Here is a 13,775-nt window from a genome sequence, read left to right as displayed (position 1 = left end):
CTGGAGGAGTGCCGGGCGCGACGCCTTGACCGGACCCTTCCGTGACCATGGTCGAGCCATCTGCCCGGGCCCGGCACACCAAGTATCGGGGGACTTCCTCCGAGCTGAACGGCAAGCGGTACGGCGGCCCGTCGGGCCGGCCGCACGGCGACCGGACATCCGGCAGACGGAATCCGGGGACGAACATGCCGCAGCGCCCGGCGACAGGGTCAGTGTCATCGGGCACCGCGGCATTTTCACTGTGCTGAGCGTGCTGGGGGCAGCGGATGCCACCTGACGCGCATCAGGAGGCGAGCACCTCGTCGAGCAGGGCCTCGGCCTTGTCCTCGTTCGTGTTCTCCGCGAGGGCGAGCTCGCTCACCAGAATCTGGCGTGCCTTGGCGAGCATGCGCTTCTCACCGGCGGACAGTCCGCGCTCGCGCTCACGACGCCACAGGTCACGCACTACTTCCGCGACCTTGATGACATCGCCGGAGGCAAGCTTCTCCAGGTTTGCCTTGTAGCGCCGGGACCAGTTCGTGGGCTCCTCGGCATACGGTGCGCGCAGCACCTCGAAGACCCGGTCCAGCCCGTCCTGACCGACCACGTCACGCACGCCCACGAACTCAGCATTGTCCGCTGGCACACGCACCGTGAGGTCACCCTGGGCGACCTTCAGCACCAAGTAGGTCTTGTCCACGCCTTTGATCTGACGAGTTTCGATGGCCTCGATCAGCGCGGCCCCGTGATGGGGATAGACCACGGTGTCGCCAACCTTGAACGTCATGTGACAGGTACCCCTTCCGTGGCTATCCAGAGTAACACGGATACGGCGTCTTCTGAATGGCGTTTTCGCAGGTCAGGGCATATCTCGGGGCTTGACAACAGCAACACGAACGTGCTGCGAGGGGCCTGCGGAACGAGGAATTCGCAGGTCGGAGGGGCTCTCCGGGCGGGGTGAAACGCGTACGCTACACGCTCGCCAGGCTGTCCCCAAGTGGATGAACGTCCCGATTTGTCCGCTTCCAAGCGTACGACTTCCGCTACTCCGTTCGGTGACCGGAGTCGGCCGTGAGACGAATCCGGAATTGATCACAGGGGGCCGGATGGGTGGCCGGTGATCAATATCCCGGGCGGACCGCGTATTCCTTCACGGAAAATTTGCGGAGAGTGTTGCGGGGATGCGGACTGCGCTGTTGTGGGCGCGTTATGCGAATGGCGGACGAGTGCCGCGTCAAAGTGACTCGCGGGTCACTTGTGGCGGCCGGGACAGGGCTGGTGCGCCCGTGCTGTACGGCCAGCCGGAGGGAAGCCGGGCGCCAGGGGGAGGGTCGGGTGCGGACGCGCCGGAACGGCTCGGTAACCTGAAGCCGCTGACAGACACTTAGGGTGGCTTTATAGAGGAGCCGCCCCTGCGTTCAAGGAGTTGCCGCCGCCGTGAGCAGCAGCCTTCGACGCGGCGCCCTCGCCGCCTCCGCCATCGCCTTCTCGATCGCCTCGCTCGCCGCCTGCGGCGCCGGCAACAACTCCCAGACGCTGGAGATCAAGCCGGACAACGCGGCGACCCGCGTCGGCGACATCGAGATCCAGAACGCCACGATCATCACCCAGCCCGATCTGAAGGCGTCCGGCCCGGCCGTGCTCTCCGCGACCCTCTTCAACCAGGGCAAGACGGACCAGACCCTGCAGTCGATCTCCATCGCCGGCAGCAGCGAGTCCGTCAAGCTGTCCGCCGCCAAGGGCCAGAGCCTGACCGTCCCGGCCCACGGCTCGCTGGTCATCGGCGGCAAGAACAACGCCTCCGCCGTGGTGGCCAGCGGCCGTGAGGCGGTCCAGGACGGCAACGCCCAGAAGGTCACCTTCACCCTCAGCCAGACCGGTCCGGTGGACCTGCGCGCCTTCGTGGTCCCGGCCACCAGCTACTTCACCGGCTGGGGCCCGAGCGAGATCCCGTCCGCCTCGGCCACCACCTCCGCGTCGGCCACCACCTCCGCGGCCCCGGGCGCGACCGGCTCCAGCAACGGCAAGCCGGGCAAGGGCGGCAAGTCCTCCCCCTCGGCGTCCGCGACCGCCGGCGGCAAGGCGACCGCCGGCGTCACCCCGAGCGACTCCGCCTCGCAGTCGGCTGCGGGTCGCTGAGCAGTCCCACGCACGAGGGCGGCACCCCGGCCGGGGTGCCGCCCTTCGTCGTGGTGAACCCGAACCGTGCGCCCGGGCCTGCGGCCCGGTGCGACCCGTCGCGGGACCGGTGCGGCCCAGTGCGGCCCGGCTCGGTCCGGTGGGGTGCGGTTTACGGCTCGAACTTGTAGCCCAGACCGCGGACCGTCACCAGGTAGCGCGGCGCTCCCGGGTCCGGCTCGATCTTGGCGCGCAGACGCTTGACGTGGACGTCGAGGGTCTTGGTGTCACCGACGTAGTCCGCACCCCAGACCCGGTCGATCAGCTGCATACGGGTCAGGACACGGCCCGCGTTGCGCAGCAGCATCTCCAGGAGGTCGAACTCCTTGAGGGGGAGGTCGACCTTCGAGCCGGAGACCGTCACGACGTGGCGGTCGACGTCCATGCGGACGGGGCCCGCCTCCAGCGCTGCCGGGGTCACCTCCTCCGGCTCACCGCGGCGGCGCAGGACGGCCCGGATACGGGCGACCAGCTCGCGGGAGGAGAAGGGCTTGGTGACGTAGTCGTCGGCTCCTATTTCCAGGCCCACGACCTTGTCGATCTCACTGTCCTTGGCCGTCACCATGATCACGGGGACGTTGGAGCGCCCGCGCAGCTGGCGGCACACCTCCGTACCGGGCAGCCCCGGCAGCATCAGGTCGAGGAGGACGAGGTCGGCGCCATTGCGCTCGAACTCGTCGAGTCCGTCGGGGCCGGTGGCCGCCACGGCGACCTCGAAGCCCTCCTTGCGGAGCATGTAGGACAGGGCGTCGGAGAAGGACTCCTCGTCCTCGACGACGAGCACTCGGGTCACGGAAGGACCTCCGGGGCGGGAAGCGGTTCGTACGGGGATGTCTCGGTGGAGCTGTCGGCCTCGTCGTCGAGGTCGGGGTGCTGCTGAGCGCGGTCGCGGGCCACACCCGCCTCCGGCAGCCTGAGGGTGAAGGTGGAGCCCTGGCCTTCGGCGCTCCAGACCGTGACCTCCCCGCCGTGCGAGGCGACCACGTGCTTGACGATCGCGAGACCCAGACCGGTGCCACCGGTTGCCCGGGAGCGGGCGGGGTCGACGCGGTAGAAGCGCTCGAAGATGCGCTCCTTGTCCTTGTCGGTGATGCCGATGCCCTGGTCCGTGACGGCGAGCTCGATCATGTCGCCGCCGGACGCGCTGATCCGGCGGGCGGCTATGCCGACGCGGGTGCGGGCCGGGGAGTAGTTGACGGCGTTCTCGACGAGGTTGCCGAGGGCTGCGGCCAGCTGGCCACGGTTGCCCCAGACGTGCAGGTCGGCGGTGCCGCCTGCGGCCATGGTGATCTGTTTTGTACCGGCCTGGTGACGGCACCGGTCGATGGCCTCGGCGACGAGCTCGTCCACCCGGACGGGCTCGGCGTCCTCCAGCGGGTCGTCGTTCTGCACCCGCGAGAGGTCGATCAGTTCCTGGACCAGGTTGGTCAGCCGGGTCGCCTCGATCTGCATGCGGCCCGCGAAGCGCTGGACGGCCTCGGGGTCGTCGGAGGCGTCCATGACGGCCTCCGAGAGCAGGGAGAGCGCGCCGACCGGCGTCTTCAGCTCGTGGCTCACATTGGCCACGAAGTCACGACGCACGGCCTCGATCCGACGGGCCTCGGTGAGGTCCTCGACCAGCAGCAGGACCAGGCGGGAGCCGAGCGGGGCCACTCGCGCGGAGACGGCCAGCGCCTCGCCCCGGCCGGAGCCGCGCCGCGGCAGGTCCAGCTCGACCTGGCGTATCTCCCCGTCCCGTCTGGTGTCACGGGCCATCTGGAGCATGGGTTCGATGGCGAGCTTGCCGCCGCGGACCAGCCCGAGGGCATAGGCGGCGGAGCTTGCCTTGACGACGGTGTCGGCCTCGTCGAGGACGACGGCCGAGGAGCGGAGCACCGAGAGAACGGTGTCCACTCCGGGCGGGAGTACGGGATCGGTGTGCAAAGAAGTCCTGGTCGGTCGCTTCTGGTCGCGTTCGCTCCAGCGGAACGCCAGCATGGCGATGACACCGGTGAGCACCCCGGCGATCGCTGCCGCTGCGGCGACCGCCGCGTTCACGTCCATGCATCCAGGTTAGGCATGAGGTACGACATGACCACAGCCGTCCAGGTGCGACCTCGGCCACTCGTCGCCCAGAGTTCACCTTGGAGCCAGTACTGGTTCATTTGTGGTGGCAGAAACGGTCGCGTCGGGGGCGGAACGTGGGAGCGTGGGGTTCGCACCGCCGGTTTCGCCACGGGGCGCGTGGTGTCACGGGCCCCCGGAACCCCTAAGCACACGTACGAGAGGGAACCCTGATGCGGGACGCGTACCACGAGGAACTTGACTCGATCGGTGACGGTCTGGTGGAGATGGCCCGGCTCGTCGGGTCGGCGATCGGGCGCGCCACGACCGCCATCCTCGACTCCGACCTGAAGCTGGCCGAGAGCGTGATCGAGGCGGACCAGAAGGTCGACGAGCTGCAGCACGACCTGGAGGCCCGGGCGATAGCCCTGCTCGCCCGGCAACAGCCGGTGGCCACGGACCTTCGTATCGTCGTCACGTCGCTGCGCATGTCCGCCGACCTGGAGCGCTCCGGCGACCTCGCCCAGCACGTGGCGAAGCTCGCCCGGCTGCGCTTCCCCTCGCGCGCGGTCCCCCAGGACCTGCACGCGACCATCCTGGAGATGGGGCAGCTCGCGCAGCGTCTGATGGCGAAGGCGGCCGAGGTGATCGTCACCAAGGACGTCGACCTCGCCCTCCAGCTGGAGCAGGACGACGACGCGATGGACCTGCTGCACCGCACCCTCTTCCAGCACCTGATCGACGACCGCTGGAAGCACGGCATCGAGACGGCCGTCGACGTGACCCTGCTGGGCCGCTACTACGAGCGCTACGCCGACCACGCGGTGGCCGTCGCCAAGCGCGTCGTCTTCCTGGTCACGGGCGAGCACGCGGACGACCTGCAGGCGGACATCCAGCCGGTGACCGGGACCGAGGGGGCGTAGCCCGCCCGGCCCGGCAGGGGGCTTGCGGAGTGTCGGAAGGGCGTGCGGGCGCATCCATGCGCCGTTGATGCGCCCAGCAAAACGGGCATGCAATGGGCGAGGGCACCAGCCCCCGTGTCGAGGAGGGACCCATGGCCGAATCCCCCAGCACCACGCCCGACCCCACCCAGGAGCGCGAGACCGACCAGAGCGCCCAGATCAGGAGCCTGCCACTGGTAAGCGCGTGCGGCTGCGGTTCGGGCTGCGGGTGCGGGTGCCAGTCCGGCGGCCCCTGCCAGTGCGGCTGACCGTACGACTCCCCGGGCCGGTGTGAACGCGAACGGTTCGCACCGGCCCTCGTCGTACCGCACCCGTCCGGCCGGCGATGACGGCCGGGGCCCGTGCTTCGGCCGGTCCCGGTGCCGGGCACCGGTCCCGGTGCCGGGCGGCGCCGACCGCCACCGAGGTACGGCCGGTTCGTCACCCGTCCCCTGGTGCGCTTCCGTGACGCGCGCGCCCTGACGGGTCCCGGTGACAGACCCGGTTCACCTGCCGGGAGCGCGGAAGGCGATCTGCCGGCGGGCCGCCTCGTCGATCTCGTCGAGGGTGAGCAGAGGCGTGGCCCGGGTGTTGAGGGCGCCGCTGGCCTTGACCGTGAGGCTCACGGCGGCCATGGAGACGGGATCGGGGAAGTCGACGATCAGCACGATGTCGTCCTGCCCGAAGGCGAAGTACATGGCCTCGACCGTCCCGCCCAGGTCGGTGACGACCTGGTCGACGGCGGCACGGCGGCCGCTCGCACCCTCCTTGAGCACCCCCTTCGTGCCCTCGGGCGTGTAGGAGGCCTGAATAAGGAACTTCGGCATAGGCGGTGCTCCCTGCCCGTCACGTGTCCGGTACGCAGGATGGCCTTCCCGCTGCCGCCCCGGCCGCCATCCACCGCACGGCCGGATTCACTCGTTGGAACCGGTACGCCCCCGATCGGCATCCGGCGCGGCCGTGCCCGATGCGCACCGGGGACGCACCCTCACCCCTGGGGTTTGCAGTCGTAGAGGGCGAAGCTGCCGTCGGTGCGGCGGCCGTAGGCGGTGGGCCGGACGCGGGTGCAGTGGGACTTCACCCAGGTGGTGGCGGCAGTGGCGGGGCGCTGGGTGGTGAGCAGCGCATAGCGCACCTGGTGGGCGGTGACGAGGCTGCCGAACTGCTGGGCGGAGGGGAAGGGGGTGCTGCCGGTGAAGCCGCCCATGACGAGGACGGGCTCGGACTTCGCGCGCAGCAGGGGCTCGGCGGTGTAGGCGGCCTGGGTGGCGAGCAGGTACTTCTCGCCGCGGCGGTGCGCGGTGAGGTAGTCGAGCAGGGCGGTGTCGCGGGCGCTGGGCCGGTCCAGCCCTGTCCTCCGCGGAGCGTGGTGGTGACGGACGCTGTCGTGGTACGCGTTGCCGACCGGACCGGTCATCGGTGAGGTGGTGGCGCCCGCGTAGAGCGGGTCGAGGCTGGAGAAGGCCCAGCCGGCCGGTACGACCAGGGTGGCCGCGATCCCGGCGGCGAGGGCGGCGTGGACCATCCGCGGGGCGGTGCGCGGCCCGCGGGTCCACAGGCCCGCCACGCCGCACAGCGCGAGCATCACCGCGACCGGCAGCAGCCAGGAGACGAACCGGGTGGGCCAGTCGAGCACCAGCGCCCACGCCGCCGTCAGCACGATCGCCGCCGGCAGCGCCATATGCCGCCGACCGCCCCCCGCCTCGTACTGCGCCTCGGGCCCCGCCTCGTACTGCGCCTCGGGCCCCGCCTCGTACTGCGCCTCGGGCCCTGCCTCGGACTGCGCCTCGTACTGCGTCCCGTACTGCGTCCCGTACTCCGCCTTGTGCTCTGCCTCGCGTTCCGGCGCCTGTCCCCCCGCCTGCTCCGGCTCGTGCGCCGACTCGTACTCCGCCCGGAAGAGCGCGAGCCCGCCGCCGGCCAGCGCGGCGAGCGCCGGGGCGATGACGGCCGTGTAGTAGGCGTGGTTGCCGTTGGAGGCGCTGAACACCAGGATGTGCACGGCCAGCCAGCCGCCCCACATCAGAAATCCCGCGCGCAGCAGATCGGTTCGCGGTCGCCCGGTCTGCCAGACGATGCCCAGGACCGCGGCGAGCACGGCGAGGGGCAGGAACCAGGCGACCTGCGGGCCGACCGTGTGGTTGATCAGCATGTCCCAGCCGGTGTTGCCGGTGGTGCGGCTGGCTTCGGTGCCCGCGACGGCGCCGAACGCGTTGGAATCGCTGCTGAAGCGGCTCAGGCCGTTGTAGCCGAAGACCAGCGCGAACGGATTGTTGTCCGTCGTTCCGTCGAGGTACGGACGGTCGGCGGCCGGTGTCACCCACGCGATCAGCACCCAGAAGCAGGAGACCGCCAGCGCGACCGCACTGCCGATCAGGACGCGCAGGGCCCGCTTCAACGGCGTTCCGGGCGCGACGATCTGGTACACGGCGGCGAAGACCGGCAGCACCAGCCACGCCTGCAGCATCTTCGCCTGGAAGGCGAGCCCGACCCAGATCCCGCAGGTGATCAGCGGCAGCAGCCGCTCGGTGCGCACCGCCTTCTGCAGCGCTCCGGCGGCCGCCACCAGGAGCAGGGTGAGCGCGGTGTCCGGGATGGTGGCCCGGTTGAGCACCACGGTGATCGGGGTGAGGGTCAGCGTCAGCGCGGCGATCAGCGCGGCGAACGGACCGGCCCAGGCCCGTACGATCCGGTGCAACAGCCATACGGTCAGCACGCCCTCGACGACCTGCGGAAGCGCGGCCGCCCAGGTGTGCGGGCCGAAGATCCAGACGGAGACGGCGTCGGGCCAGAAGGCGCCGGGCAGCTTGTCGATGCTGATCGAACCGGCGGCGTCGAGCCCGCCGAAGAAGAAGGCCCGCCAGCCGCCGGCCATCGACCGTATCGCCGCGCCGTAGAAGGGGTGGAGCGCGGCGTGGCCGATGCCCCAGGAGTACAGCACCGTGGCGAGCGCCAGCACCCCGGCGAGCGCCGGGCGCTCCCAGCGCGGGGCGTCTTCCGGCCGGCCGGAGCGGCGGCTGGGCGCCCGGCGTCCTCGGTGCGCTCCGGCGGGCTGGGCGGCGGGGATGGCGGTCATGGCAGTGGTCCTCGGATCAGCAGGTCAGGTGGAGCGGCGGTGCACGGGCGGCGGGATCACAGGCGGCGGGCCGCCCGGAAGCCGCGGGCGTAGAAGTCGGTGCCGTCCAGCAGCGAGCGGCCCGACAGGTCGCCCAGGGTGGGGCCGTTGGCGGCGGAGCGGCTGGAGTAGAAGCGGTGCCGGCCCTGGTCGTCCAGGCCCATGTACATGCCGCAGTGGTCGATGAAGTCCGGCTGGTCCTTGATGATGGCGAAGAAGACCAGATCGCCGGGTTGCAGGACATTCAGGTCGGTGGCCTGCTGCCTGCCGGTGTGGGGGATCACCAGGCGGCCGGGACCGTAGGCGGCGATGGCGAACGCGCGGCGCGGCAGACCGGCGCCCCGGGTGTTGGTGTTGTGCAGGGGCAGGCCCATGCGGTAGCCCCACACCAGACGCTGGAAGCCGGAGCAGTCGACGTCGCCGTAGCGGGCCTTCTCCGGCTGCACGCGGGTGCCGTCCGCAAAGGACCAGGGAATGCCCAGGTAGTCGTAGAAGTCGGACTGTTCGTCGTGGAAGGCGAAGTCCAACGGGTTGTTGACCTTGGAGTTGCGCGGGCCGAAGTGTGCGGTGCCCGCGTAGCGCACGCCGTCGGCGTTGTGCTTGTCCCGCGCCCCGGCGCTGCTGTACTCGAACGCCACCGCGAAGACGTCCGGGCTGGTGTCGGCGAGCGCCTTGCCGAACCAGCCCTTGAACCAGGCGGACTTCTCCATGCCCTGCTGCCAGGTGTGCGGCAGCACCCGTACCCAGGCGTCCGTGGTCACCTTGGCCTCGGTGGTCCGCGGCTCGCTGAAGGTGCGGGCGGGCCCGGTGAGCACGGCCGTACGGGCTCCGTCGGTGAACGTGGCGAGCGTGCCGCCGTCGGCGGCGCGGACCACGGTGCGTTCGGGGCCGGACAGCCGCTCGAAGGTGTGCTTGCCGGTGCGCCGGGCGCCCGGGCCGCCGCCCGTGCCGTCGGCGGCCCCGCCGGCGCCGTCGTCGCTGCCGTGCCCGAGGCGGTCCCAGGCGAATCCGCCCGCCACTCCGGCGGCCGCGACGCCCGCGATCGTCCCGAGCACGGCGCGGCGAGTCGGGCGGTTGCGGCTGCCGACGGGTTCGGAGTGCATGACCGATCCTCCTGGAAGTGCGGGGTGAGAGGGCGTTGGGCTGGTCACCCGGTGGGCAGGACGCCGATCAGCAGACCGGAGACCAGCACCACGTACGTGGCCAGCGTCACCGCCGTGGTCGATATGAGGGTGGCCGCCAGCGGCTGGCGGACCATCTGGTAGGAGACCAGGCCGGGGACGATGAAGCCAAGGGTCTGTGACGTGTAGAGCAACGGAAACTCGTGGCTGAGGGCGAGCATCACGGTGGTCTGCATCAGCACCGCGCACAGCACCACGGCGGCGAACAGCCGCTTGCCGTAGAGAATCACCGTGCGCTGCACCAGCTTCGTCATGAAGTAGGTGAGCACCGCGACACCGACCATCAGCGCGGCCATCTTCACATCGGTGACGAGCGTGAGGGCGATCCAGCCCGGGGTGATCATCCCGCCGGGGGAGAGATTGGTGGTCAGATAGCAGACGAGCGAGAAGATCAGCCCGAGGGCGATCCCGAGCGCGGCGGTCTGTGCGGTGAGGTTGGCGGGGATCACGGGTTCCTCGTGGACTGGGACGGATCGTAGGCATGGTGCGGGTCGGCTGCGGCGCTCTGGCCATCGGGCCGGCCCTGGTGGGTGGCGGACCGGCGGGCGGGTTCGCGCTGGGGCGGGATGTGGAAGCCGTACGCCGGTGTCTCCAGCGGTGCCACCCAGCTGTACGGCTCCGGCTCGGGCGGCCGGGCCGTCGCGATCCGCGGCCGGGGCAGCGCGATCTGCATCGTCTCCTGGTCCAGGCCGTCGCCGTCGGGAACGGCGTCCAGCGGATCCTCGGATTCGTCCAGCGGCAGCTCGGCGAGGCATTCCAGGAACAGCTCGCCCTGGCCGTGGATGTTGCCGATCGCCACCAGGGAGGAGAACGGGCCGAGCTCCGCGAGCATCGCCGCGGTCAGCTCCCGCGGGTCCCGGCGGTCGCCGCCGAGATCCACCACCCGCCCGGTGAAACCGGCCGGAATCGCGTCGCGGGCGCTCTTGGTCGGGTGGCCGATCAGGAACACCGTCTCGGCGCCGAGGTCGGGGACGATCGCGCCCATCTGGCCGTTGCGCTCCACCCGGTCCGGGCGGCAGTTGATGATCACGTTGAGGGGCCGTCTGATCGCGCCCAGATCCTCCAGCTGCTTGACGTTCATCAGCGTCGACTCGGGGTCGTTGGCCGCGAAGACGTTGGCGAACCGCAGCCGCTTGCCCTCGGGGGTGACGTAGCGCTCCACCGACAGCACGCCCGGGTCGGGCGGTGCGTCCCACATGCCCTGCATCGCGGTCTGCCGCTCCACGCCGAGCAGTTCGGCGACGGCGAGCGCGATCGCCACGTTCTCCTTGAAGGTGAACCAGCTGAAGCCGCGCAGCTCCTCGTCGGTGACCGTCTCGGGGTCGGCGTAGACCAGCCTGCAGTTACGGGCGTCGGCCTCCTCCTGGAGGATGTGGAAGCGATCCTTCTCCGCCGTCACGCACACCCCGCCCACCGGCATCGAGCGGGAGAGCGAGCGGGCGACGTCGTCCAGCGTCGGCCCCATCTCCTCCAGATGGTCCTCGCGGACGTTGCACAGCACGCCGATCGTGGAACGGATCAGCTTCTCCTGGTTGATCTCCTGCAGGGCGGGCATCACCGCCATGCACTCGATCACCAGCGCGTCCGGCCGGTAGGTCGCCGCCCGCCGCACGATGCCGATCTGCTCGACGACGTTGGCCAGCCCGAACTTGCGGTACACCGGCTCCTCGGTGGCATCCGGGTGGATGAACCGGGCCGCGGTGCCGGTGGTCTTGGCCACCGTGACCAGGCCGCCGCCGCGCAGCGCGCCCGCGCACAGCCGGGTGATCGAACTCTTGCCGCGGATGCCGTTGACCAGCACCCGCGTCGGTATCTGCTCCAGCGAGGCGAAGTGCCGCTGCTGCTCCAGGATTCCGGCGACCCAGAGCACGGCGCAGCACAGCAGGACTATGACATAGAGGAAGAGCATGCCGATTCCGTCCTTCTACCGCTGGAACGTGTTCTCACGCAGGGACCGGGAGGGCCCGGCGGCGTGGCCGGATCTGGCCACCCGGTCGCGTTCCGCCAGGGCCTGGCGCATCAGCTCCAGGCTGCGGGTGACCGAGCCGATCTCGTCGTGGTTGACCGGGTGCAGCACGGTGCGGCGGTCGCCGCCGGCGAGCCGCTCGATGAGCACGGCGACCGAGCGCAGCGGCCGGATCACCACGACATGCAGCCAGCCCAGGCAGGCCGCGCCCAGGGTGAGGCCCAGGATCCCGGCGAGCATGGTGCGCTGCTCGGCCTGCACCGCGGGGATCTGGAGCGCCGCCGCGGGTTCCGCGGTCACCACGTGCCAGCCGAGGCGGGCCGTCGGACCGCTCTGCGCGAGCGGCGCGGCGGCGTCCAGCGATGGGCCCGAGGACGTGCGCAGCACCGCCGAGGTCGCGGTGCCCGCGGTCCCCGGGGCGCCCTGGGTGGCGCGGGCGAGACGGGCCAGGCCGGAGTCGGGCAGCGACTGGAAGGCGCGGTAGCCCACGTTCGCCGCCAGCACCTTGTCGTCGCCGTCCGTCACCCAGACGCTGCCCAGCTTCGGCCTGGACAGAATGGAGTTGAGCGCGTTCACGTCGATCTCGCCGAACAGGACCACCCCGGCCGCCGGGGACTTGCCCCGGACGGCCGCGACCTGGGCGTAGGCGGCGATCGCCGGGATACGGCCCGAGGTGTTGACGGTGGTGATCCCGCCGCCGCGGGGCACATGGACGAGGGTGCGCAGCGGTGTGTCGCCCACCCTCAGCGTGATGTCGCCCGACCGGTCGAGGAGATACAGCGAGCGGTACTGCTTGTGGTCGGCGAGGGCGTGCTGCAGCACCTCGCTCTGGGCGGCCCGGCTCCTGCCCGGCAGACTTGCGGCCGCGTCGCTCAGGTCGGTGTACGACTGGTCGAGGGACTGCCGGATCCGGTTCGTCGCGATCTCGGTGCGCGTCTGCTGGGCTGCGAGGACCGGAGCCGGAACCGCGGTCGCGGTGTCCGCCCGGTTCAGCAGGAAGATCATCGGCACCGCCCAGCAGGCCACCACCAGCACGCCGACGACGGCCAGCGCCCGGTAGCCCGGTCCGCGCCGGGCCGGGAACTCCTGCGGGCCGCTCTCGCCGAGCAGTTGCAGGCGCAGGGACTCCAGGGCCCGCCCGATCCGGGCCAGTTCCCCGAAGCCGTGCACCGGAACCGGCCGGGACAGCTCCTGCCACGCGGTCGGCCCCTCCTCGGTCGCGCCCCGGGCCAGGCGGCCGGCGGACAGATACAGCCGCAGCAGTGGCTGCTGCACGGAGAAGTGCAGCGCCAGCCCGAGCAGAGCCGCGACCCCGGCCAGCGCCCCCGCGGCCCCGAGCGCGAAGCCCGAGTAGTCGGCGCCGGTGGTCGTGGCGGGCACCGCGCGGGAGGTGAGCACCACCAGGCCGAGGTCGTCGGTGTCGCCCGAACCGGTCGCCGAGGCGACCTGGGCCCAGCCGGCCACCGTGCTCCGGCTGCGCGTGGAGGCACCCAGCAGGCTTCCCGAGGCGTCGGTGTCCTGCCCCGACCCGTGCGCCGCGCGGGCCGCCTCCGCGGGCAGTCCGCGGTCGGCGGCGGCCGGCGACGCCGTGCCGTGGGCCGTGGTGGCGAGCGCCCTGCCGCTCGCGTCCAGCACTTCGGCGGTGCGTCCGTCGCCGTACGTCGTGAGGGCGGGGAGCGCCTCGGAGACCACCAGCAGCCACTGCCGGTCGGGCCGGTCCGGGAGCTGGTTCTGGTCCTGGTTGGCGTCCTCCTGCTGCGCGGGCAGCGTGACCCTGGCGAAGTACAGCAGCTGCCGCACGCCGCCCGAGGTCACCAGCCGGGGCGGGACCGCCCCGTGCCCGGACGTCGTCTTGGCGACGTCCAGCCCGCCCAGCGGCACCGACTTGCCGCCGGTCGCCAGCAGTTTGCCGGTGCGCGGGTCGAGCAGCGCGCTGCCGAGGACCCCCTTGCGGGCAGAAGTCAGGCCTTTGAGCGCGGTCGCGGGGGTCGAGGTGCTCGTCGCCGGGTACGCCTCGGCGGTACGGCGTACGGTGCTCGCCTCGACGTCGATCGCGGTACGCACCGACAGCGCGGTGTCCGCGGCGATCTGCTGCTCCCCGTCCGACACGGCTTGCGGCATGCGCGCGGCGTGGATGCCGTCGAGGCCGATCACGGTCAGGGCGGCGACCACCAGCAGGAGTACGACGAGTGAGGCGACCGGCGGGCGCACCCCACCGAGCATCGGCATATCGGCGCGGCGACGGATGCGGTGTCGGCGCGGCGCCCGGGGTGCGGAGGGCAGGGCAGCGGATCCTTCCTCAATTGGCGCCGAGCGCCCGAATGTTCGATAGAGCGAACACTCTAGCTTCACACGATGACAGAACCATCACA

At 71.3% G+C, this 13,775-nt stretch carries 11 protein-coding genes; 2 read left to right on the top strand and 9 right to left on the bottom strand.

Going from position 1 to position 13,775, the window contains the following annotated elements; all coding sequences use genetic code 11:
- Positions 1–283: 283 nt before the first annotated feature.
- Positions 284–766: a CarD family transcriptional regulator gene (locus ACFZCP_RS04235; protein WP_003953493.1), complete on the bottom strand. Its 483-nt coding sequence runs from the start codon at positions 764–766 to the stop codon at positions 284–286.
- Positions 767–1,416: 650 nt separating this feature from the next.
- Here ACFZCP_RS04235 and ACFZCP_RS04230 point away from each other — a divergent pair.
- Entirely contained in the window at positions 1,417–2,118 is a 702-nt protein-coding gene (locus ACFZCP_RS04230; RefSeq protein ID WP_391423895.1) for a DUF461 domain-containing protein, read from the top strand.
- A gap of 151 nt (positions 2,119–2,269) precedes the next feature.
- On the opposite strand, the gene ACFZCP_RS04225 is transcribed toward ACFZCP_RS04230, so the two are convergent.
- Entirely contained in the window at positions 2,270–2,950 is a 681-nt protein-coding gene (locus tag ACFZCP_RS04225; protein WP_010358452.1) for a response regulator transcription factor, read from the bottom strand.
- A complete protein-coding gene (locus ACFZCP_RS04220; protein ID WP_391423893.1) occupies positions 2,947–4,200 on the bottom strand; it encodes an ATP-binding protein in 1,254 nt (417 codons plus the stop codon). The genes ACFZCP_RS04225 and ACFZCP_RS04220 overlap by 4 nt, the downstream gene beginning before the upstream one ends.
- Positions 4,201–4,433: 233 nt before the next feature.
- On the opposite strand from ACFZCP_RS04220, the gene phoU reads away from it, so the two are divergent.
- Complete coding sequence (gene phoU, locus ACFZCP_RS04215) at positions 4,434–5,123, top strand: phosphate signaling complex protein PhoU (protein WP_362681619.1); 690 nt, start codon at positions 4,434–4,436, stop codon at positions 5,121–5,123.
- 524 nt (positions 5,124–5,647) lie between these two features.
- Here the strand turns inward: phoU and ACFZCP_RS04210 are convergent.
- The 6 genes from ACFZCP_RS04210 to ACFZCP_RS04185 all read right to left on the bottom strand — a co-directional run bounded on the left by ACFZCP_RS04210 (position 5,648) and on the right by ACFZCP_RS04185 (position 13,614).
- Positions 5,648–5,968, bottom strand: coding sequence for a GYD domain-containing protein (locus tag ACFZCP_RS04210; RefSeq protein ID WP_391423890.1), 321 nt, complete (start codon positions 5,966–5,968; stop codon positions 5,648–5,650).
- Positions 5,969–6,129: 161 nt separating this feature from the next.
- Complete coding sequence (locus tag ACFZCP_RS04205) at positions 6,130–8,217, bottom strand: glycosyltransferase family 39 protein (RefSeq protein ID WP_391423888.1); 2,088 nt, start codon at positions 8,215–8,217, stop codon at positions 6,130–6,132.
- 56 nt (positions 8,218–8,273) lie between these two features.
- Positions 8,274–9,359 carry an NlpC/P60 family protein gene (locus tag ACFZCP_RS04200; RefSeq protein ID WP_391423886.1) on the bottom strand — a complete coding sequence of 362 codons (1,086 nt, stop codon included), beginning with the start codon at positions 9,357–9,359 and terminating at the stop codon, positions 8,274–8,276.
- Positions 9,360–9,403: 44 nt separating this feature from the next.
- Positions 9,404–9,886 (bottom strand): poly-gamma-glutamate biosynthesis protein PgsC/CapC, encoded by a 483-nt coding sequence (locus tag ACFZCP_RS04195; RefSeq protein WP_067299411.1) that lies wholly within the window; start codon positions 9,884–9,886, stop codon positions 9,404–9,406.
- Complete coding sequence (gene pgsB, locus ACFZCP_RS04190; protein WP_391423883.1) at positions 9,883–11,346, bottom strand: poly-gamma-glutamate synthase PgsB; 1,464 nt, start codon at positions 11,344–11,346, stop codon at positions 9,883–9,885. The genes ACFZCP_RS04195 and pgsB overlap by 4 nt, the downstream gene beginning before the upstream one ends.
- Positions 11,347–11,361: 15 nt before the next feature.
- Positions 11,362–13,614, bottom strand: a complete 2,253-nt coding sequence (locus tag ACFZCP_RS04185) for a HAMP domain-containing protein (RefSeq protein ID WP_391423881.1) — start codon at positions 13,612–13,614, stop codon at positions 11,362–11,364.
- Between the last annotated feature and the right edge of the window lie 161 nt (positions 13,615–13,775).

Origin of the sequence: Streptomyces sp. NPDC007971 (genome assembly GCF_042958635.1) — a bacterium.
Taxonomy (GTDB): domain Bacteria; phylum Actinomycetota; class Actinomycetes; order Streptomycetales; family Streptomycetaceae; genus Streptomyces.
The sequence above is the reverse complement of the archived record's forward strand: the minus strand, read 5'-3'. Positions and strand labels throughout refer to the sequence as shown.

Excerpts from the sequence above, each read along its gene's own strand:
- ACFZCP_RS04220 (WP_391423893.1), bottom strand. The coding sequence starts at position 4,200 with ATGGACGTGAACGCGGCGGTCGCCGCAGCGGCAGCGATCGCCGGGGTG.
- ACFZCP_RS04200 (WP_391423886.1), bottom strand. The coding sequence starts at position 9,359 with ATGCACTCCGAACCCGTCGGCAGCCGCAACCGCCCGACTCGCCGCGCC.
- ACFZCP_RS04235 (WP_003953493.1), bottom strand. The coding sequence starts at position 766 with ATGACGTTCAAGGTTGGCGACACCGTGGTCTATCCCCATCACGGGGCC.
- phoU (WP_362681619.1), top strand. The coding sequence starts at position 4,434 with ATGCGGGACGCGTACCACGAGGAACTTGACTCGATCGGTGACGGTCTG.
- ACFZCP_RS04210 (WP_391423890.1), bottom strand. The coding sequence starts at position 5,968 with ATGCCGAAGTTCCTTATTCAGGCCTCCTACACGCCCGAGGGCACGAAG.
- pgsB (WP_391423883.1), bottom strand. The coding sequence starts at position 11,346 with ATGCTCTTCCTCTATGTCATAGTCCTGCTGTGCTGCGCCGTGCTCTGG.
- ACFZCP_RS04205 (WP_391423888.1), bottom strand. The coding sequence starts at position 8,217 with ATGACCGCCATCCCCGCCGCCCAGCCCGCCGGAGCGCACCGAGGACGC.